Source organism: Bellilinea caldifistulae (assembly GCF_001306055.1).
Classification (GTDB): Bacteria; Chloroflexota; Anaerolineae; order Anaerolineales; family Anaerolineaceae; genus Bellilinea; species Bellilinea caldifistulae.
Genome location: NZ_LGHJ01000009.1, coordinates 61,566 through 82,318, shown reverse-complemented (window position 1 = coordinate 82,318; position 20,753 = coordinate 61,566). Strand labels below are relative to the sequence as shown.

The window sequence follows — 20,753 nt, the reverse complement described above, 5'->3', positions numbered from 1 at the left end:
ATGTCTGAATACCTGAAACGACTTGGCAAAATAGAGCAAGACAACAACCAGCGCGCCGCTTTCTATTCGGAAGGCAGCCAAGTTGTCATTGCAGGACCGGGGTCAGGCAAGACGTATTTGCTAACGATGAAAATGGCGAAGGCGCTTTTGGAAGAGAAAGTGCGCTATCCGCAGAAAATTGCCTGTATTACGTTTTCGCGGCAGTTGGCCGAAAAGTTGGTCAAAGAGTTGCGCGAGTTGGGCGTGTATGACTCTGAGCGCATGTATGTTGGCACGATTCACGCTTTTTGCATTGCAGAAATCATTCTGCCAGCAGTTAACTTGCTACCACCGGGGAGCATTCCAGAACCGTTTCGGATTGCTTCCGAAAAAGAAAGAAAAGATGCCTTATCCCAGGCATTACAAAAACAGGGGAAATCACTTCCCAAAAAAGACGGGGCAATAAGAGACATAGAGAGCGATTTGGACAAGTTCCGACGCAGGTGTTTTCAACCAGAGAAGAAGGATTTTTCCAGCAACTCTCTCGCAAAAGTAAGTGACTACAGCCAAAGAGCTTTACAGGGTTTAGACTGGTCGCAATTAGCGGGCGATTATCATGCTTACCTTGAGCGACAAGTCCATGGCATGGATTTCGTTCAAATCGAAATGCTTGCTTTACACATCCTCAAAACGAAGCCTGCACTGGCAAGAACGCTTACGGCGCGCTACCCCTGGTGGTTCGTGGATGAATTCCAGGACCTCAGCCCGTTGTTTCACCAGATGGTCATGCACCTTGTAGAGCAACAACTTATATCCGTCTTTGCGATTGGCGACCCCAATCAATGTATTTACGAAGACTTGCAGGGTAGCAAACCGGAAACTATCCACGAATTATCTGATACAGTAGAACGACTTTGTCAAAATCATCCAATTACCTTGCAGAAAAATTATCGTTCTTCGCAGAATTTGATTGAGTTCAGCAATCTGGTATTGGATAGCCCAACCCCATATCAATCTAATCAAAAGCACCTTGCCGAAATTCATTACATTCAAATCAAAGACTGTCCATACCCCCAATCAGTCTCCCAAATCTTAATGGAGCAGGGAAATGATAAGCATATAGCAGTACTGATGTCACAAAGAAGAAAATCACAAAAAGTAAAAAGTATTGAGGATTTGTTGCCAGAATTAGAGCGTCTTGGTATGGATTTGAGACCTGACAAAGATCCTGATTATGGCTCGAATACCGAGTTAATCGAATGGCTCGAAAAAGTGGCACAATGGTGTTCGGGTGATGAAGTCTATTTCTACGACTTACTGCCGTTTTGGAATAGCTTTTGTCAATTAGAGGGAGAAAGCGATAACGCGAAACGGCTTGAAATAGAACGGGAACTGTTTCATGCACTCTGGACACTTCGAAACGGCGAAATGCTGCTCAAAGATTGGTTAGAACAACTCTGTCAGGCAGTATTGACAAGTTCTAGGTTAGAGGAATACAGAAGACTTCGCCCTGATGACGTTGAAGAATTTGAAAAATTGATGGCAGCGGTTTCTACAAAGGAACGATTACAAAACAAGGCTCTACACTCGTTCGGCAAACAAAAATCCCAAATTTTGCTGACTACCTTTTACAGCAGCAAAGGACTAGAGTTTGATACCGCGATTGTGATTGACTTGGATAGTATTCGAAAAAGTCAATCTGCGCCTGACCTGCACAAGCGCCTGGCTTATGTTGCCCTTTCGCGGGCTAAATCGAAACTGTATGTTTTAGATTCAAAGCAAGGCAACTTGCAAGGCGACTTTGCAAAAATATTACAAGGTGCATCTGTGGAGCAATTAGAATTCTGGACTTGCGACAGCCAGGGCAAATCTACCCGACGTAATGAGTAAAAATAGCCCACCTTCCGCCCTTGATGACCGCTTCCGCCCATTGTGGCTGTCCTTCCTTGCCACCTACGGCAGCCTGCGCCTGTTCAGCGAGCAACTCCCTGCACGCGCTGACCGGCTGGACGAGCAAATCATCACCAACGACCGCGTCCATCAGATTCTTGGCAATAGTGTGCCGCAGGACGTGGGCTGAGAGACCGGACAACCCTACCTGATCCCCCGGCGTGGCCAGCCGCCGGTGCATCGCGGAAACGGTCAACGCCCCACCGCAGCGGGACGTGAAAAGCATCTCTACGTTTGCTGCGGTCGCTCTGGGCAGAGCTTTGCCGTCCCAACGCGCTACGCAGGATAAAGAACGAGCCGGACTGGGTAGTCCGGCTCTGTTCCCGCAGGGGTTAGCCCGCATAGGCGGATTGCAGGCTGAGGAATGCCCGCGCCATGCGCTGCAAGTGGATGCCTTCGGGCTTGCCTTGTGGGTCATAGCCCTTGCCATCCGTGCTTGCAGCCCAGCGCACCCATCCCTGACCGGCAGGGCCGGTCTTCCAGACCTCAGCAATCTTTTTGTCTTTCATCTTGCCAAAGTGGATGACCGTCTGACCCGGATCGGCCAGTTCCGCTTCCCGTACACATCCCTCAGGATAGAGGGACGCCTGTTCATACTGCCCTGCCAAAACCGCCCTGCCGGAGTTGCACCGGCGGGACTGCGAGGGCGGTTTGGCAAAGATTTGTTTTTGAAGGTACTGCGCCCCTTCGGGCAGGTCAGTCCTGCGGGATTTGCACCCAGAAGGCGGCTTATCCGCCAGCCGATAACCAAGAACCCGTTGGCAAATGCTTTCGCATTCGTCCAACGGGCTTTGTAAGCCGCTCCTGACCGTATTCTAGCAAACTTCAATGCAAAGCGCATGCGACTTTGCCAAATTGTAATCTTGTTTGGCGCTTGACGCCATGTGAGATACGCTATACAATAAGATCGTGATCAAGAGCTTCAACGACGAAGAAACGCGCAAGGTTTATCACCGCGAGCCTTCCCGTAAGCTGCCTGCGGAGATCCAACAAGTTGCGCTGCGAAAATTGCGTATGCTGAACAATGCCACTTCTTTGAATGATTTGCGCGTGCCTCCCGGCAACCGTCTGGAAAAACTCAGTGGTGATCGCGATGGGCAATGGAGCATTCGCATCAACGATCAGTGGCGCATTTGTTTTGTCTGGCAGGAAGATCACGCTTATCAGGTTGAAATCGTGGATTATCACCGATAGAGAGGACGACCATGACCGAAAAATTACCCCCCATTCATCCCGGCGAGGTTCTTCTGGAAGAGTTCCTCAAGCCAATGAATTTGAGCCAGCACCGTTTGGCCATTGAGATCGGTGTGGACCCGCGCCGCATCAATGAAATCGTGCTGGGAGAACGCAGCATCACTGCCGATACCGCTCTGCGGCTGGGGCGTTACTTTGGTGTCTCACCCCAATTCTGGATGGGGCTGCAAGCCGAATACGACCTGGACGTGGCTTTGGATCATTTGGGAGAACGTCTGGAGCGAGAGGTCAGGCCACGCCGCAGCGCCCCTACTGCCGTTTGAACCGAAAAATTCATATTCCCTCCACCGCCTCCTGTATTCGCTCGGCGGTCGGGTGCAGATAGCGCCCGGTCGTCTCCAACCGGGAATGTCCCAAAATCGCCGCAAGAGTGGCCACATCCACACCCTTCTCGATGGCACGGGTGGCAAAGGTGTGGCGCAAGGTGTGCGGAGTGGCTTCGACAGCGGCGATTCGGGCATACTCCGCCACCATGCGCTGGACATCCCGCTCCGATAGCGGCTTACCCGTGCGGGAGAGGAACAGGTCATCGCCTGCTCCCTGGGGGCGTTCGTCCAGCCAGGCTTTCAACGCCTGACGCACCTCGCCGTTCAGCGGTACATGGCGGGTCTTGTTGCCCTTGCCGCCTCTTACCGTCAGCCACCCTGATCGCCCGTTCATTTCGACATCACCCACCCGCAGGTGGACTACCTCACCCACCCGCAAGCCTGTCCGTGCCAGCAGGTTGAGGATGGCGGTATCCCGTGTACTGCCTTCGGCGGCAGCCAACAGCCTGCCCAACTCACGGTCAGAGAGAGCCTTGACCGGCGGGGTGACCTGCTTGGGGCCTTTCACCTTCAAGGTGCGCCCCAGGTGGCGCAGGAACGAACGGAGGGCTGCCAACCGCAGATTGACGCTCGCCGGTGAGAGCCTGCGGACGGTTTGCAAGTAGGCGGTGTAGTCCTTGACCTCAACGGTGGTGAGCAGGTTCCAGTCCACGCTTGCGCCGGTGGTTTGGGTGTACCAGTCGGCAAATTCGCTCAGTGCCGCCCGGTAACGCTCTGCCGTGCGGGGACTGGTGAGGGTTGCAAGATACTCGTCTATGGGGTTTATCCTTCCTCCCACGGATTGAACACTCGGACACCGGCAGGCTCAAAATCCACCGTGTTTCGGGTGACAATCGCCAGGTCGTGAGCCAGCGCTGTGGCGGCAATCAACCCATCGAAAGCAGGCAGTTTTCGTCCTTCCCGCTCCAGCTTGCCAATCAGTTCTCCCCACACCAAGAGGGTAGGGACGTCCAACGGCAATATGCGTTTATCGAAACGCAGGATCAAATCATTTTCCAGCCAGTGACGCAAATCTTCTTTGCGTGGTGAATTTTCCAACCGCTCAATCCCATGTTGAATCTCACCAATCGAAAGGACACTCAGATAAAGTGTGTCTTCATCGGCTTCGGACAACCAGCGCACCACTCGCTCGTTCGGCTGGCGGCGGGTGAACTCCGAAATGACGCAGGTATCCAGCAGGTAAGTCATGGCTGTAAATCCACCTCACGCGGCAGGCTTTGATCCCGCTCAATTTTGAGTTCCGATCCTGCCAGTGGCGATTGGAGCAGAAATTGCGCCAGGTTGCGCTGGGGGTTAGTCAGGCGGCGGTATTCCTCGTAAGACAGCACCACTACAACCTTCTTTCCTCGCCGGGTGACGATCTGCGCGCCGTTGCGCAGAGTTCGCTCAACCAGTTCACTGAAGCGGCTTTTCGCTTCCTGCAACTGCCAGAGATTCATCGCGCACCTCCACAAATAACTAGTCTGACCAGTTATATTATAACCGTCTCCCCTCCCAAAAAACAATCCCTTATCAATCAGAAAGCATCCTTTGTGGCGCGTAAAAAAATTGTGCGACGCAGTTCAGGGCGGTTTTAAGCCCGAAAAACGGGGGTTTTGGATCTGTTTTTGGGTGTTTTACATCTTTAATGACCATTGTAAGACTGTGTTGTACGATACGCAAACACAACCGAAAACTGCCTGCAGGAGTTAGGTTGGTATTTTTCGGCTTACCTACAGCGAGTATTTTTTCCCATTGAGCGAAAGATTACTCCTGGCTGAAAGAAGGCTTAGCCGTGAAGACCCTCAAACAAGTGGGGGAGCATCAGTACGCTATTGAACCTGGGCTGATTTGATGTGGAAACTGGCAACTTCAAATGGACAGCCAAGCGGAACTGATAGCGCAGATCAGATTTGATTCGAAAACCTGTTTAGCCCGTGTGGTTCGTACTTACCTCTCAAAGACCGGAACCACTGGTCGAAGTTTGGTTATAGCACTTGAAGTTCACTCCCAGCCACTTCAGATGACATAAGATAGGTAGCAGAAATTCACCTTGAAGTATCTTTCCAGCGAATGGAGCTGGATAGAGTGCTCACCTTTCCAGGCCATTCGCAGCAGTGATTTCTGTCGCGCTTGGCATGCAAGTCAAACAAAGAAGCACTTGTAAATGAGCAATTAGGATGGAAGCGAACCTTGAACGGATAAGCAGGTGGTTCAAGGAGATTCCGCTATCTTCAATTCTCCCTTCTTGTTTTACATTCCCCTGCTCTCCGTTTGAGGTTTGCCATCAGTAGAGAACTCACGATATTTTTCTGACAATCTAAACATCTCCGCTAAGTACTATCATTCCGCTGCTCACTCTCTACCGGCAATCTCCGGTTGGTCTGCCAAACTGGGTAAGTTCAATGAATATGGCTGATTGATTGCCATAGCCTTAATATTTGTATCTTTTTAGTTCTTGCCTTTGTCTTACAAGGCTCCACGAGGCAAGTTGGCCAGTTCGGCCAATTGCTGCCCAATCTGTCTGCATCGGTGAGCGTCCAGCCAAGCTTCGCGAGAGGTAACATAAGTCAACGCATCTGGAAACGTAAAAACCTTAACCTCTTCGTGAACAGGTTGGTAGTGTTTGGTATGGCGGCTGAATGCCAAAATGGGTTTAACTGGCACTCCAAGCCGCTTTTCCAGCATCTGACTGCCCGTTAAGAGCGGAACGGCCGGATCGCGAAAATCCTTGGAGCGGGGGTCTTGATAATTAACCCGCAGGGCAAACACCCCGCCAGGCCCGAGCAGGACCATCGGCAGTACCTGCGTGGGATCATCCGCAAAAATGTCCGGAAAAAGCCACCAGTCATCGCTCAAACTTCCGAAAGCCGCTGCTATCTGCTTGCGGCTGGCCTTGAACTCGTCCGGCGGAGTTTCAACTTCATTGCGCAGAATAGACATTAGTTTGGGGTAGGTCAATCCGCGTGTACTGATACCCAGGTGGCGGCAAGCCAGCGTAAAAATTACCCATGCGATAAACACAACCAGTATAGCGGTGGCCTGAGCCTGCCGGTAGGGCAGCCCTATCCGATTAAGCACCGTCTGGTAGAAGAAAGCCAGAAAGAAACCTATTACTCCTACTACACCCAGTACAAAAGAAAAGCGCACCAGCCGGAAAGGCAAACTGGCTTCTTTGTCGCGAGAGATGAGTTTTTTGCGTTCCTGTTCGGGGCGTTCAAAAGCACGCATGGTTTTGCTGTTTGCAATGGGTGTGTCAGATGTAGTTTTCAATAAACGGAAAGGCTGATTTAACCAAGGCGATCACTTCTTCGGGAGTTTCCAGTTCCAGTGCCTGCTGGCTAACAAGGCGGGCATCCTTCAGCGAAATCTGGCGGATGATTTGTTTGGCGGCCGGAATTTCACCTGCGTTCATGCTCAACTCGTCCATTCCCATACCCACAAGCAGTGGAATGGCTAACGGGTCACCGCCCAATTCGCCACAGATGCCAGTTTTTTTGCCCTGAGTATGCGCTCCATTAATCACCGCCTGAATCAAGTTCAGCACAGCCGGGTCAAAGCCGCTTGCCAGATCGGTGAGAGCAGAATTGGTGCGGTCAACTGCAAGGGTATACTGGGTCAAATCGTTGGTACCGATCGAGAAGAAGTCCACTTCACGCGCCAGATGACGAGCCATCAGGGCAGCGGCGGGAATCTCAATCATTATGCCAATCGGAATACGGGGAGGAATACTACACCCTTCGGCTTCCAGCTCAGCCCGGCATTCGGCAATCACGGCTTTGGCAGCCTGAATCTCGGCGCCTTTGGTGACCATTGGGAACATCAGATACAGATTCCCGTAAGAGGCGGCGCGTAATGCGGCTCGAATCTGAGCTTTGAAGAGCGCTAAATTCCGCAGACACAATCGCAGTCCGCGCACACCTAGAAATGGATTCAGTTCATATGGCAGGTCAAGGTAGGGTAGCTGCTTGTCGCCGCCAATATCCAGCGTACGCAGGATAACCGGCCGGTTGCCAAAAGCCTCCAGCACGGATTTATATTTATAAAATTGAACTTCTTCGTCTGGTAGGGTTTCGCAGTCCAGATAGATGAATTCTGTCCGCAGCAAACCAACCCCTTCGGCTCCGTTTTGAACGGCTTCTTTCAGGTCTTGGGGATTATCGTTGGCAATATTTGCAAATACTTCAACCACGTGCCCATCCAGCGTCAGAGCCGGGCGGTGGGTTTCGCGCAAAGCGGTCTCGAAAATTTGCTGCCTGCGAGACTGCATTCCTTGATAATGCTGGATCGTCTCTTGATCGGGTTTCAGGATAATTTTGCCTTCATAACCATCCAAGATCGCCAGCATCCCATCTGGGACGCTTAGAAGGCGTTCGGGAATGCCAACCACAGCGGGGATGCCCAAACTGCGCGAGAGAATGGCTGTATGAGAAGTGGTGCCACCTTCAATGGTGCAAAAGCCACGTACCAACCGGCGGTCCAACAAAAGACACTCTGAGGGGGTCAGTTCACGAGCAACTACAATCGCCGGTGAAGTGAGTTTAATATGATGACCATCTACATGCAGTAAAATGCGCAACACGCCATCACGCACATCGCGCAGGTCGGTGGTACGGGCGCGGATGTACTCATCGTTGATCTCTTCCAACATGCGGCAATACTCTTCACTGACCTCATATAGCGCACTTTCGGCATTGATCTTTTCGCCGTAGATACGGTCTTTTACGCTGTCATTCAGGTCTGGGTCTTGCAAAATGGAAATGTGGGCGTGAAAAATGCCCGCTTCATCCGTCCCGACCTCAGCAACCGCCTGGTGGTAAATCTGTTCCAGGCGATTCAAGCTTTCCTGCACGGCCTGACGATAGCGTTCCCACTCTACCAAGGGATTTTCAATCAGGCGGCGTTCGTAGACCAGCGGCGTGTTGCGAAATTGGAAGATGGGTGCAATGCTGATGCCGCGTGAAACCGAAATAACCGGTAAACTCTCCATGGCTGCCGCCTTATTCCTGAAAATTTGATCGGATCAAGTCGGTTAGAGCCTCGATGGCCTGTGCGCCATCTTCCCCCTCAGCAACAATCTTGATCAAATCCCCTTTACGCACTCCCAGAGAAAGTACCCCCAAAATTCCCTTGGCGTTGGCTTTCTTATCACTGTTGCGGGTCAGGTTGTACAGATAAATTGAAGCGGAAAATTGATTGGAACACCTCACAAACAAGTCCGCAGGACGAGCATGCAAACCGTGTTCGTGTTCAACCTCTATGATTTGTTCAAACACCTGTTGTTCCACCATTTCCATGTTTCTTTCCTTCCCGTTGAATTATGATTGACTTTGTGAAAAACCGAACGTTACAGAACTACCCTGCATTGATTATAGATAGTTGCGAGTTCAATCGTTTGTTGGGTTTTGTTCAACAATGGTTGTGACAAATTTAAATTAATTGGGACTGGCAGGGTTTTCCTCCTGGTTGAGATTCATCAGAGAGGACCAGAAAATTCGAATGACCTCGGCAGACGATTTTGCCTGCCCCAGTTTTTCGCGGAAGTTTTGCTGGTGAAGCAGTTGATTGAGCGCCAGCAGAGCTTTGAGGTGGGCATGATCATCCACTGCCCCCAGCACCAGACAAATTCGCGCCTGTTGTTCGGTTCCCTGTCCAAAAGCGACTGGCTGTCTTAGGATAAGAATACTCAGGCACAGCCGCAGAACACCATCCACTGGCCGGGCATGCAGGATCAGGACTTCCGGGGCGAGCCACATATAAGCGCCATGCTGCTTGATGATCGACGTCATTGCCTGCACATAATCTGGCAGGATATAGCCGTTTGCCAGCAACGGCTGGCTGGCCTTTTGAACGGCCGTATGCCAGTCAAGTTTTTCCTCGCAAATCAATATGTGATCTGGACGCAGTAAGTCAATTAATTCCGGTTTTTCGGCATCGCTAAGCACATACCGCTGTGCCTGACCCTCGCGTTCCACCAGCCAGTTTTGAATCATCTTTTTTTCTGCCGGATGGAGGAAGGGGCTGACATTTAGGATGGGATAGTCGGGCATTTCAATCGGGTCGGTGGAAAGAATAAGATCGGCCTGGTTGAGTATCTCATTTTCACTACTGAAACCGTTGACGATTCCAATTACTTTCAGAGCCGGAAATTCACGTTCAAGACGGGCGCGCAGCAAAGATACTTTTGCCCGGATGCCATCCCCTACCAGGGCTACGGTGGTTTTACTGCGGTCTTTGATGTTGAGACGGTTCAACGCCGAGAGGAGGTACATGGCAATATAGGCAATTTCTTCAGGCGGAAAGGTCAAATAGAGGTCTTCTTCAATTTCCCGCAGGCTTTGCTGGGCAGTCTGATAAATTTCCGGGTACAAGCGGCGTATTTCCGGCAGGTTTTCGTTTAAGATGGGCAGCTGGTAGCGAATGCGATAAATCACTGGTTCAAGGTGGCGTGCGAGTTCGGCAAATAATTCCTCATCCAGCAAAAGTAGCGGATGAAGCTGACGGGCACAGACTGAGGTGATCTGGCTGGCATAGGCCGTTCCACTGGGGTAAAGCGTTTCCAATTCGGCACGGCTGGCCTGATCTCTCAAATCCAGCGAGGGGGATTCCCACTTTGCACCGCACAGGGTAGCCGCCAGTAAGGCTGTTTCGGCGGGTGTAACGGGAAGATGGTAACGAGTGCGCAAATCACCAAACACTGCGACAGCCACCTCGTAATACAAATTGTGCTCAACAATAATAGTTTGATCGGGTGGGATGGCTTTGCCCCCTTGCAGACATTCAATGCTGATTGCCAGGTAAACCAGCGTTTCCACCCTGGAATATAACGACATTGTCCGTCCAATCATGTTTTCGATGCGGACAACCTCCATGTGGGCAATCTTCAACGGCAGGCCGCGAAGGAATTTTTCCAGTCTTGGCGGGATGGACTTGTCACCCGCAAAACCGACTCCCGGTTGTTTCCAAAGCAGGTACCATTTGCGATCGCCGAGTTCTTCGCGAATCAGATTCAATAGGGCGAAGCGACGATTCGCCTCACCAGATTGGACAAATACACCCCGGTTTGGTAACCGCTTGAGCCGGATAGAAAACAGCGCCAGCCACTTTTCCATTTCTTCAATGTCATTGATGACGGTTGAACGGGAAACTCCCCCGATTTCGGCCAGTTGTTTATAGGTTAGTGGCAGCTGTGAAGAAAGTAATTCAAATAGTAAAAGGTGATGGCGTTGGGTCCTGGAAAAGACCAGATGATCTTCTTCGGGTTGGTCAATGAGCGCAAGCAGGCGTTTGCGCTGCACCCGGCTGGCTTCAATCTCCATCCCAAAGCCCGGGCGGATACGCAAGGGAACGCCTTCATTGCGTAGCCAGGCGCGCACCGTATCGAGATTGTAGCGGATGACCCGCCCGGTGACTCCGCAGCGTTTGGCCAGTTGCTCAATCGTCAATCGGCCATCGCTTTCTAATAGGGCAAAAATGATTGTTCGCTGACGGGGGTTGATGTTGATTTTTAGACCGGGCATGGCTGGTTGGAATAATTAAAACAATTTTGTATTAACTGGCTTTTTGCGAATTTCAGCGCATTATAGCCCACACCGCCCCCGCTGGCAAGCAAAGGCCATGACTTGCTTTTTGTTTTCATATTACCGATAGGCCTTCGGGAAAAGTTCAAAGGATCGCAAAACTATAATCCGTAAATCTCCTTACGTTTGAGGAAATTATTGTCCTGTTACCTCAAACGTTGTTGCGCTAGATAAAGTGTCATGCTCGCGATTTATATACCCGATTTACTTGTCGAAATGATCTAATTTTGTCATAAGTTGTATTTGCAAAAACCAATGAAACAAACCAAACCGCTTTTTTCTATAATCAAAAACAGCAATTCCAGAAAGTCCGAACGCTCTCGGAACTGATACCCCACTTTTCCTGTATTTTCACAAAATTGAAACCTTGAGGTGAACGATTGTTATCTGTCTTGAATTCCCTGCAAATCATCCGTTTTGAGCAAGTTCTCGACCGCCGCGAGTTACTCACCAAACTGGCGGATACTGCCCTTCAGAATGGCTGGGTTAAGGAAGGTTTTACTCAAGTATTGCTGGAACGCGAAGAAAAGTATCCCACAGGTATCCATGCCCCCGGCAGTGGAATTGCAATTCCCCATGCAGATGCCGAGTGGACACTGGTACCAGGAATGATTGTAGCGATCCTGCAACAGCCGGTGGCGTTTGAACCGATGGGCGGTCAGGGAGGCGAGGTGCAGGCACATCTGGTGTTCTTGCTATTGATCTCCGATCCGGATGATCATGTCGCCTTTTTATCGGCACTGGCAGATTTTATTTCGGATGCGGAGAAGATTCATCAACTCCGTCAGGACAATGAGGTGAGTTTGCTTCTGAATCACCTGAAGCAGGCTGGCGCCTAATCTTTTCATTCTAACTTTGATTTTCATTTGCAAAGGATCGAACAACATGGAACTCTCAAGATTTTTCAGTAAAGCCGCTAAAGTTGGAGAAATTTACAACCTGCATCACTTTCGGCTGGGTTGGCAAAAGCCTGAATACCGCCGGCTGATGGGCAATGAACTGGTTTACCCACCGTCGCCGAAGGTGGTTGAGGCAGTGCGCCAGATTGCCGACCGACTCAATTACTACCCAGAAGACCCCTATACTGATGTGGAACTGCGTGCCAAGCTGGCCGAATATGTTGGTCTGCCTGGCAGGGCGGATTGGATCACCTGCGGCAATGGCTCTATGGAAGTGATTGACCTTTTGTACAAAGCATTTTTGGATGAAGGTGATGAGATCCTCATTTCTACACCGGATTATTCCCCATACACTCGACGGGTACCCCTCTATGGCGGAACCGTAGTCAGCGTTTTACCGGTGGATGCAGACTTCAACTATACCCTGGAAAGCTTTACATCGAAAATCACCTCAAAGACCAAAATGGCGCTGGTCTCCCGTCCCAACAACCCGGATGGTCATCAAATCAGCCGAGACCTGGTGCGTGGATTATGCGATACAGGCATTTTGGTGGCAATTGACGAAGCTTATTTCGAATTCGGTGACAGTCCGGTGGAAGATTTGCTGGATGAATATCCCAATCTGATCATCAGCCATACTTTTTCCAAGGCGATGGGGCTTGCGGGGATTCGGCTTGGCTGGATTATTGCCCGGCCCGAATTGATTGAAGCAATCAACCGTGTACGCACACCGCTGAACATTGGGTTGGTAACCAAAGTGGCGGCAATGGCAGCTATTGATGATGCCGACTACATTCGCGAAAATGTGCGGCGCGTCAAAGAAGATCGTGAATTTCTTTATAACGAGCTTACAAAATTCCCCGGCTTCTATCCAATTCCCTCACAGGCCAATTTTGTGATGATTCGGGTCGAAAACGGCTTGAAAGCCAGTCAAATTTATGAGTACCTGCTCGGCAAGGGTTATATCACCCGCAGTTTTGTCAACGCACGCGGCTTGCCCGGTGATCAATATTTCCGCATAACAATTGGCACGCATGAGGATGTGCTGGGTGTGCTAAAAGAGTTGCGGAATTACTTTGAAGAAAATTCACTGCCACTTCAATCTACCTCTGTTTCAGAAAGGATGTAATCAAGAATGAATCGAGCAGCTGTCATTTTAGTGATGTGCGGATCTTCGATTGCCACTTCTACCCTGGCGGCAGTCAAAATCGAAGAAGAAGCCAAGCGGCGCAATGTGTCGGTTGTAGTCAAAAAAGGCAAGGTTGCTGATGCTGATGTCCTTCTGCAATCCACCAAGGCCGATATCATCGTAGCAACCGCTGTCCTTCCGCCGCGTGATGATGTGCCGGTGTTCAATGGCGTACCGCTGCTGACGGGCATTGGCCAGAAGGAATTGTTTGATCAGATTTTTGAGGCAATTGCCAAGATCAAAGATTAACCGCATCCCCGTAAAAGATTCGGAAGGAGGAGGAACTGACCCACAAAATAACAAAATAATGGAATTTTTCCTGTGCGGCCTATAAGTCATAATACCAATTTCCAAAAACAAAGGAAGGATTCAAGATGGACGGATTTTTTAATACCATTCAGGCTTTGCTAGAGCCGGTCGTTAATCTTGGCGCGTTGTTTATGATTTTTGTGGTCTTCACCCTGATCGGCTTGATTGTGCGGCTGGGGCCGGTACGTGCCATTCGTAACGGCTTGATGATCGCAGTGGGTTTCCAGGGTGTATATATCATCGTGGACTTTTTCCTTGCCGGGGTTGGTCCCGCAGCCACCGCGCTAACCGAGCGATTTGGAGGTGTCTTCACATATACAGACATCGGCTGGGGAGCTTATGCGGCGTTTGCCTTTGGCCACCCAATTGCCTATGCGGTCATCGCCATCAGTCTGGCTGTCAACCTGCTGTTGATCGTCACCAACCTGACCGACACCCTCAACCTGAACATCTGGGATACATGGGAAGCCACCATCTGTGCATTGATTATGCTGGCGTTGACCAACAATGTGCTGGCATCCCTGATTGTGGCAGCGGGTTGGTGCTGGGTTAACCTGATGGTGACCGACTGGTATGCCAACAAGGGCTACCCGGAAAAGTTCTACGGTTTTAAGAACATTGCCTTTTATCAGGGCTTCAATGTGTGGTGGGGCATGTTCGCCCATGCAGTTTCATCCCTTCTGGATAAACTGCCTTTCACATCTTCCGCCAAATTCACGCCGGAATATGTGCAAAAGCGGTTTGGGGCAATCGGTGAACCGGCTGTACTGGGTGGTATCATCGGCCTGTTGATGGGAATTGGAGCCGGTTTCTGGTGGGGTGATATCGTCATGCTGATGATCAAACTGGCTACCGCTCTTGTGTTGCTGCCCATGATGTCGGGAATTGTCATGCAGGCTCTGGTACCGGTTTCCGAAGCAGCGGCTGCCTTTATGCAGGCCCGAACCAAGGGCAAGCAGCTATTCATCGGTGTTGACCCGGCAATTGCAGTGGGGCATACATCGGTGCTGGCAACAACCGCGCTGATGGTACCGGTGATGATTCTGTGGGCTTTCATCATCCCGGGCACCTTGAGCGTACCGTTGGCTGACCTACCGGCTCTGTTGTTCTTCTGGGTATTTGCAGCAGCACCCAATAAGGGTGATATGCTGCGTACTTTCATCACCACCATTCTGATGGGTGGTTTGGCAACTGTAACCGGTATTTTTGTGGCGCCTTGGGCTGATGCGGTTGCTAAACTGCAGGGTGTAGAGGGCGTTACCGGTGCAACCTCCACCTTCCTGTATTTCTGTCAAGATATGCTGGTTACTGGCTTCCTGGGTGAAAACTTCCAGACCATTGGAATTGGCGGTGTTTTGGCAGCAATGGTCGTGATTGCAGCCATCGGAACAGCTTTCCGTCTTCGCTACAATGTACAAAAGCGTCGCAGCGCGGCGTTGGCGGCAACGGCTGATTAAGACCCGTGTCTACTTGATTATCGGTTGCCAGAATCGGGTCTCTCCTTTCCTGACAGGCTCACCCACTTGTGTGGGTGAGCCTGTGGGATTTTATAGCCTTTCTAGCCTTTATCATCGCCACTCCGAATACTCTGTTGTCTGAATATCATTCAGCCGTGAGCTCGCCCGTGCCATCAGGTTCAGGATGGCGGTGTCCCGTGTACTGCCTTCGGCGGCGGCAAACAGCCTGCCCAACTCACGGGCAGAGAGAGCCTTGACCGGCGGCGTGACCTGCTTGGGGCCTTTTACCTTCAAGGTACGCCCCAGGTGGCGCAGGAACGAACGGATGGCTGCCAAACGCAGATTGACGCTCGCCGGTGAGAGCCTGCGGACGGTTTGCAGGTAGGCGGTGTAGTCCTTGACCTCAACGGTGGTGAGCAGGTTCCAGTCCACGCTTGCGCCGGTGGTTTGGGTGTACCAGTCGGCAAATTCGCTCAGTGCCGCCCGGTAACGCTCTGCGGTGCGGGGACTGGTGAGGGTTGCAAGATACTCGTCCATGGGGTTCATGGGTGCGTTTTCCTCCCGCTAAAAACATTGTGCGACGCAGTTTAGGGCGGTTTTAAGCCCGAAAAATGGGGGTTTTGGGGCTATTTTTAGGATTTCTGCGTCTCACAATGTGTATTGTACGACTGTATTGTGCGATGCGCGAATCTGTAAAAAATTGACCGGCGGCGGGAGGAGAGCAGGCATTCTTCGGTACATATTGATATACCTCATAATGGTCATTTTATCCATGATCTGAGTCTTCGGTCAACAACGTACTTCCCGCTGCCGACATCTACTGCTATCCCTACCAAATTTATAGAGAACACTGATACGGCCGGGACTTTTTTCGAGGGTCGGTCTACTTCACAAAGCGCTGAATGTGTTTATAAGTGCCATTACTGCTAACGGGTACTATTCCACAATTTCCGAAAAATGCAACGAGTGAACTATCAGGATTGCTAAACCACCTTCTACGGCTTTGTCGGCGATCCTTTGATCATTTCGTAGAAGCACACATAGACGAACAAAAGTGAAATTTTTACGATGGAAACTTCTGTTTGTTTGAGTATTTATAAATTCAGATTATTGGTTTCGAATCTCCTTTTTTATTGTGGAGTCCCCAACTCATTTCTAAAGATTGAATGATTGCTTGTTGACAAACAATCAAAAATTTTGTATTATTTGAAAGTAATCGAAACAATTTAATTTTCCCCGATATATGAATTCCCACAAGAGACATCAAATAATCCTAGAATTAATCAACCAAAATGAATCGGTTCAGGTAACCGAACTGGTTTCGATGTTTGGTGTGTCTGAAGTAACCATCCGTAGAGACCTCGATATTTTGGAGCGGAAAGGGTTGTTGCGGAGGGTGCATGGCGGGGCCATCAGTGGAAGTGGCAGAAGTTATGAACCGCCGTTTTTATCGCGAAGCGTCAAATGCAGCGAAGAAAAGCAGAGAATTGGCAAGGCAGCTGCAGAAATGATCCAGAATGGCGATTCGATCATGCTTGATGTGGGCACAACTACCCTTGAAATTGCCAAGAACATATACGATCGCCAAAATCTCACTGTCATCACTCCCTCATTTCATATTGCACTGGCTTTAGTGGATCATCCAGGCATCCGTTTGATTTTGACTGGTGGAATTCTCCGGCGAGGCGAATTATCGTTGGTAGGTCATCTGGCTGAAAGAACCATCGAAGGTTTCAATGTTGACAAGTTATTCATGGGGGCAGGTGGAATTGACCCGGAAATTGGCTTTACCGAATTTAACTTAGAGGATGCTCTCGTAAAACAAGCGATGTTGAAGAGAGCCAAAGAAATCATAGTCGTTGCTGATTCCTCAAAGTTTGGACAAATCGCTTTGAACTCAATCGCGCCTGTGATGGTTGCTGATCGCATTCTAACGGATACCAAAGCCCCGCTGGAGATTGTTGAACAAATCGAAAAAATGGGCGTTGAGGTTCTACGCGTATAGTTCAATTTCAATTTTTTGGAGGAGGTGAAGAGGAAGAAGGTGAGGAAGTTTGTCGTATATCGCTGACTATAAAGCCAATTGATCGTATCCCTTTTCTCAGAAACTATGGAGTAAAAAAATGAAAAAGAGTCTGTTTGTTCTGTCTGTGCTGTTAATCATTGCCTTGGTGGCTGCTTGTGCACCACAGCAGGCCACTAACACCCAACCGCCAGGGGGTACAGAGCCAACCAAAGCCCCGCCTGCTTCAGAACCAACCAAAGTTGTTGAACAGGAAGAATTGGTCTTTGCGACTGTGGTAAAGTCTATCGCTTTCAACTGGTTCCTGAGGATGGAAACCGGCGTCAAGGACTTTGGAAAGGACTATGGCGTCAAGGCGTTTATGGAAGGCCCCTCTCAAGTTGACTCCGCGGCTCAGGTAGCGATTATTGAATCGTTGATAGCTCAGGGGGTTGATGCAATTTGCAATGTGCCGTATGGTGTTCCCGAAAATGAACCTGTCCAGAAGAAAGCCATTGATAGCGGGATTATTGTAGTCGGCCATGAAGCTGCTACGGCTAAAGAAGGCACATTGCACTATGACGTTGAAGCCTTCGATAATTGCTCCTACGGCGAAGAAATGATGAAGGAAATGGCGACCCGCATGGGCGAAGAAGGAAAATACATCCAGTTTGTGGGCTCCTTGACCAATGCATCTCATAATGAGTGGATGGATTGTGCCAAGGCTTACGCTGAGAAAAACTATCCCAAACTGGAATTCATCGCCAAATATGAGTCAAAAGAAGACCAAGAGGTTGCCTACAACACGATGAAGGATGTTTTGAAAACATACCCGGACGTAAAGGGCGTGCTTGGAGCGGCGGCAGGTGATGTTGTTGGTGCCGGCCGTGCAATTGAGGAAGCAAAACTTCAAGATCAAATTGCCGTGGTTGGAACAAGCATCCCATCCTATGCGGGCGAATTGCTCAAAACCGGCGCGGTAGATCTTGCCATGGCCTGGGATCCGGCGACAGCAGGTTATGCCTGTAACGTAGTTGCTTACAAAGTATTGAAGGGTGAGGAAATCACAGACGGTATGGACCTGGGTGTGCCGGGTTACGAAAAGATCAAATTAGTCAAAGGCGTAAATGGCGTGCCTGTAATTTATGGTGCAGCTTGGATCAAGATTGACGCCAACAACATGGATGATTATCCATTCTAAATAGAAAAGTTCATTGTATAGTTGGGGCGGTGTAAATACCGCCCCAACTTACCAAAGGCTTGCATATGTCTGAACCGATTATCCGCGTCGAAAATATCAGTAAGCGATTTGGTGGTGTAATTGCGCTAAATGAAGTTAGCCTTTCGATTTTCCCCGGTGAAATCTGTTGTTTAGTGGGTGAAAATGGCTCTGGTAAGTCAACCTTAATCAAAATCATTTCTGGTGTTTATGCTCCCGATGAAGGCGATATCTACTTAAACAATAAGCTTTACAAGAAATTAACCCCAATTGATTCGATCCGAGAAGGTATCCAGGTCATTTATCAGGACTTTTCTTTGTTTCCGAATTTGACGGTTGCTGAAAATATTGCAATAAATCATCAACTCGCTCATCGCAAAAACCTTGTCAACTGGCAAGAAGTAGAAAAAATTGCACGAGAGGGTTTGCAACGAATCAATATCGAGTTGCCCCTAGATGAGTTGGTTGAAAATCTATCCACTGCAGATAGACAATTGATCGCTATTGCCAAAGCAATCCTGGCGGATGCCCGTCTCATTATCATGGATGAGCCAACCACAGCCTTGACTCAAAAAGAGGTGATTGCACTTTTTAAGGTAATTATTGACCTGAAAGAAAGGGGAATTTCAACCTTATTTGTCAGTCACAAATTGAATGAGGTTAGAGAGATTGCGGAAAGAACTGTGATCATTCGAAATGGAAAAAAGGTATTAGATCAAGACGCGAGAGGTATTGATATCGCCACGATGGAATATCACATGACCGGTCGTAGACTTGACAGCAGCAACATTGCCTTTTCTCCTCCCGGCGATATGCATACTCCGCTTCTGAAAGTGGAGAATCTGAGCTTACGACACGGTTTTGTAGATGTTTCTTTTGCTTTAAGAAAAAATGAGGTACTCGGCATTACTGGTCTTCTGGGTTCTGGGCGCACAGAATTGGCATTGGCGCTATTTGGTGAGCTGCCAGCGGACTCTGGGCGAATTTTTGTTCAAGGGAAGGAAGTCCATATCAATAGTATTCAACAGGCGGTAAAGAATCAAATTGGATATGTGCCTGATGACCGTATTCAACAAGGACTATTTTTAGATCAATCTATTAACGACAATATCATTATTAGCGTAATCGACCGATTGGTCACAAGAATCGGTTTAATCAAGTCGAAAACGAAAAATGAAGTATCCAATCAATGGATTCAAAGGATGGCAATCAAAACACCCTCCGGTAAGTTGCCCGTAAAAACCCTCTCCGGTGGGAATCAACAGAGAGTGGTTTTAGCCAAATGGCTGGCAACCATGCCAAAAATCTTAATTCTTAATGGTCCAACTGTCGGAGTTGATGTGGGTTCAAAAGCAGAAATCCATGAGCTGATCAGACAACTGGCTAATGAGGGAATCGGGATTATCTTAATTTCGGATGATATTCCGGAGTTGTTTCAAACCTGCCATCGTATTTTATTAATGCGAACGGGCAGAATTGTTGAAGAATATCAACGGAATGATATAGATGAACAATATTTATATCAACGCTTGATCTTTTCGGAGAATCAAGCAAAGGCAGTGAGTGAGGATTAACAAATGTTTGGTCGATTCCGAGTTAAAAAATTAATTCGCTCAAATGAGTTTGTAATATTTTTAATTCTGCTTTTTCTTTCGTTGACAATAGGCGCCATCAATCCGGCCTTTTTCACAATATCCACCTTGTTTGACACTTTGCGATCTTCGATCGTATTCTTGATCCTCGCGTATGGATTACTGCCAATCGTAATAGCCGGTGGTATTGACATCTCTTTTGTAGCCATTGCAGCAACCACCTCATACGCGACTCACATGTTCCTCTTGAAGCAGGGTTATGATGGGGGCATACTGTTGTATTATCTAATTGCAGGAGGAGCGGGCATTCTAGCCGGACTTTTAAACGCATTTTTAGTTACGCAGTTTAAGTTGCCAATCTTTGATGTTTCATTGGCAATGTTTACAATGTGGTATGGTTTTAATCTGTTTTTTGTTGGGGCAACGGCAAATTTCTCGCTCCCCAAAGGCACAGTTGGTTTTTACAATATTTTTGTCTTCACAGCTCAAGACCCTAATGTGGGTGAAACAGGGCTGCACATAACCGTTTTACTGGCGTTGGGTTTAGGTTTAATTATCTGGTGGTTTCTGAAATATACAACCTTAGGGAGAGGGGTTTATGCAATTGGAGGGAATCGCGAAGTAGCCGTCCGCTCTGGTTTCAATGTGCGCTTAATTTTCTTCGTAATTTTCGGCATCATGGGATTGTTCTCGGCAATTGCCGGTGTTACACAGGCATTTCTAAGCCGATACTTTAACCCGGTGATTTTCATTACCCAACCACTGGATGTTTTAGCAGCGATCATATTGGGAGGAGCAGCAATAACCGGCGGTAGCGGCTCTATTATTGGAACCACGCTGGGGGTGCTGGTTATTCAAGTTATCAACCGGGCGTTGATTCTCACCGGTATTCCGGTTGAGTGGCAGAGATTCGTTGTTGGTGTAATCTTGATTTTATTCACCTCTATTCCTGCTTTGAGGAATTTGAGGGCTAAACGTATGGGGCATACCAGTCAATTAACTCAATCAGATTAATTAT

Annotated in this window: 21 protein-coding genes; 12 read left to right on the top strand and 9 right to left on the bottom strand. The window is 49.1% G+C overall.

Annotated features, from left to right (window positions below; genetic code table 11):
• Positions 1–1,869, top strand: coding sequence for a UvrD-helicase domain-containing protein (locus AC812_RS03285; protein ID WP_061913668.1), 1,869 nt, complete (start codon positions 1–3; stop codon positions 1,867–1,869).
• Positions 1,862–2,059: a hypothetical protein gene (locus AC812_RS17455; protein WP_145962502.1), complete on the top strand. Its 198-nt coding sequence runs from the start codon at positions 1,862–1,864 to the stop codon at positions 2,057–2,059. Before AC812_RS03285 ends, AC812_RS17455 begins: the two co-directional genes overlap by 8 nt.
• Positions 2,060–2,261: 202 nt before the next feature.
• On the opposite strand, the gene AC812_RS03275 is transcribed toward AC812_RS17455, so the two are convergent.
• A complete protein-coding gene (locus AC812_RS03275) occupies positions 2,262–2,714 on the bottom strand; it encodes a hypothetical protein (protein ID WP_061913672.1) in 453 nt (150 codons plus the stop codon).
• Between the two features lie 124 nt (positions 2,715–2,838).
• Here AC812_RS03275 and AC812_RS03270 point away from each other — a divergent pair, with 124 nt between their 5' ends.
• Together AC812_RS03270 and AC812_RS03265 are read left to right on the top strand one after the other, a co-directional pair.
• A complete protein-coding gene (locus tag AC812_RS03270; RefSeq protein WP_061913674.1) occupies positions 2,839–3,123 on the top strand; it encodes a type II toxin-antitoxin system RelE/ParE family toxin in 285 nt (94 codons plus the stop codon).
• Between the two features lie 11 nt (positions 3,124–3,134).
• Positions 3,135–3,446, top strand: a complete 312-nt coding sequence (locus AC812_RS03265) for a HigA family addiction module antitoxin (protein ID WP_061913676.1) — start codon at positions 3,135–3,137, stop codon at positions 3,444–3,446.
• Positions 3,447–3,456: 10 nt separating this feature from the next.
• On the opposite strand, the gene AC812_RS03260 is transcribed toward AC812_RS03265, so the two are convergent.
• The 7 genes from AC812_RS03260 to AC812_RS03230 all read right to left on the bottom strand — a co-directional run bounded on the left by AC812_RS03260 (position 3,457) and on the right by AC812_RS03230 (position 11,008).
• The gene (locus AC812_RS03260) at positions 3,457–4,287 is read right to left on the bottom strand and encodes a tyrosine-type recombinase/integrase (protein WP_061913678.1); all 831 of its coding nucleotides are present in this window, start codon (positions 4,285–4,287) and stop codon (positions 3,457–3,459) included.
• A complete protein-coding gene (locus tag AC812_RS03255; RefSeq protein WP_061913680.1) occupies positions 4,272–4,697 on the bottom strand; it encodes a type II toxin-antitoxin system VapC family toxin in 426 nt (141 codons plus the stop codon). The genes AC812_RS03260 and AC812_RS03255 overlap by 16 nt, the downstream gene beginning before the upstream one ends.
• Positions 4,694–4,948 carry a type II toxin-antitoxin system Phd/YefM family antitoxin gene (locus AC812_RS03250; RefSeq protein ID WP_061913682.1) on the bottom strand — a complete coding sequence of 85 codons (255 nt, stop codon included), beginning with the start codon at positions 4,946–4,948 and terminating at the stop codon, positions 4,694–4,696. Before AC812_RS03250 ends, AC812_RS03255 begins: the two co-directional genes overlap by 4 nt.
• Before the next feature lie 1,009 nt (positions 4,949–5,957).
• Complete coding sequence (locus tag AC812_RS03245; protein ID WP_061913684.1) at positions 5,958–6,719, bottom strand: hypothetical protein; 762 nt, start codon at positions 6,717–6,719, stop codon at positions 5,958–5,960.
• Between the two features lie 25 nt (positions 6,720–6,744).
• Positions 6,745–8,478: a phosphoenolpyruvate--protein phosphotransferase gene (ptsP, locus tag AC812_RS03240; protein WP_061913686.1), complete on the bottom strand. Its 1,734-nt coding sequence runs from the start codon at positions 8,476–8,478 to the stop codon at positions 6,745–6,747.
• 10 nt (positions 8,479–8,488) lie between these two features.
• Positions 8,489–8,785 carry an HPr family phosphocarrier protein gene (locus tag AC812_RS03235; protein ID WP_061913688.1) on the bottom strand — a complete coding sequence of 99 codons (297 nt, stop codon included), beginning with the start codon at positions 8,783–8,785 and terminating at the stop codon, positions 8,489–8,491.
• A gap of 138 nt (positions 8,786–8,923) precedes the next feature.
• Positions 8,924–11,008 (bottom strand): BglG family transcription antiterminator, encoded by a 2,085-nt coding sequence (locus AC812_RS03230; RefSeq protein WP_061913690.1) that lies wholly within the window; start codon positions 11,006–11,008, stop codon positions 8,924–8,926.
• A 440-nt stretch (positions 11,009–11,448) separates the two neighbouring features.
• On the opposite strand from AC812_RS03230, the gene AC812_RS03225 reads away from it, so the two are divergent.
• The 4 genes from AC812_RS03225 to AC812_RS03210 all read left to right on the top strand — a co-directional run bounded on the left by AC812_RS03225 (position 11,449) and on the right by AC812_RS03210 (position 14,922).
• The gene (locus AC812_RS03225; protein WP_061913692.1) at positions 11,449–11,907 is read left to right on the top strand and encodes a PTS sugar transporter subunit IIA; all 459 of its coding nucleotides are present in this window, start codon (positions 11,449–11,451) and stop codon (positions 11,905–11,907) included.
• Positions 11,908–11,953: 46 nt separating this feature from the next.
• Positions 11,954–13,096, top strand: a complete 1,143-nt coding sequence (locus AC812_RS03220; RefSeq protein WP_061913694.1) for a pyridoxal phosphate-dependent aminotransferase — start codon at positions 11,954–11,956, stop codon at positions 13,094–13,096.
• A gap of 6 nt (positions 13,097–13,102) precedes the next feature.
• A complete protein-coding gene (locus AC812_RS03215; protein ID WP_061913696.1) occupies positions 13,103–13,405 on the top strand; it encodes a PTS sugar transporter subunit IIB in 303 nt (100 codons plus the stop codon).
• A gap of 125 nt (positions 13,406–13,530) precedes the next feature.
• The gene (locus tag AC812_RS03210; RefSeq protein ID WP_061913697.1) at positions 13,531–14,922 is read left to right on the top strand and encodes a PTS transporter subunit IIC; all 1,392 of its coding nucleotides are present in this window, start codon (positions 13,531–13,533) and stop codon (positions 14,920–14,922) included.
• A gap of 111 nt (positions 14,923–15,033) precedes the next feature.
• Here AC812_RS03210 and AC812_RS03205 read toward each other — a convergent pair whose 3' ends face one another.
• Positions 15,034–15,468 carry a phage integrase N-terminal SAM-like domain-containing protein gene (locus tag AC812_RS03205; protein WP_061913699.1) on the bottom strand — a complete coding sequence of 145 codons (435 nt, stop codon included), beginning with the start codon at positions 15,466–15,468 and terminating at the stop codon, positions 15,034–15,036.
• 697 nt (positions 15,469–16,165) lie between these two features.
• On the opposite strand from AC812_RS03205, the gene AC812_RS03200 reads away from it, so the two are divergent.
• From AC812_RS03200 to AC812_RS03185, 4 genes are all read left to right on the top strand, one after another.
• Positions 16,166–16,927 (top strand): DeoR/GlpR family DNA-binding transcription regulator, encoded by a 762-nt coding sequence (locus AC812_RS03200; RefSeq protein ID WP_061913701.1) that lies wholly within the window; start codon positions 16,166–16,168, stop codon positions 16,925–16,927.
• A 118-nt stretch (positions 16,928–17,045) separates the two neighbouring features.
• The gene (locus tag AC812_RS03195; RefSeq protein ID WP_061913703.1) at positions 17,046–18,125 is read left to right on the top strand and encodes an autoinducer 2 ABC transporter substrate-binding protein; all 1,080 of its coding nucleotides are present in this window, start codon (positions 17,046–17,048) and stop codon (positions 18,123–18,125) included.
• Positions 18,126–18,190: 65 nt separating this feature from the next.
• Positions 18,191–19,717 carry a sugar ABC transporter ATP-binding protein gene (locus AC812_RS03190; RefSeq protein ID WP_061913705.1) on the top strand — a complete coding sequence of 509 codons (1,527 nt, stop codon included), beginning with the start codon at positions 18,191–18,193 and terminating at the stop codon, positions 19,715–19,717.
• Between the two features lie 3 nt (positions 19,718–19,720).
• Positions 19,721–20,749, top strand: a complete 1,029-nt coding sequence (locus AC812_RS03185) for an ABC transporter permease (protein ID WP_061913707.1) — start codon at positions 19,721–19,723, stop codon at positions 20,747–20,749.
• The last annotated feature ends 4 nt before the right edge of the window (positions 20,750–20,753 follow it).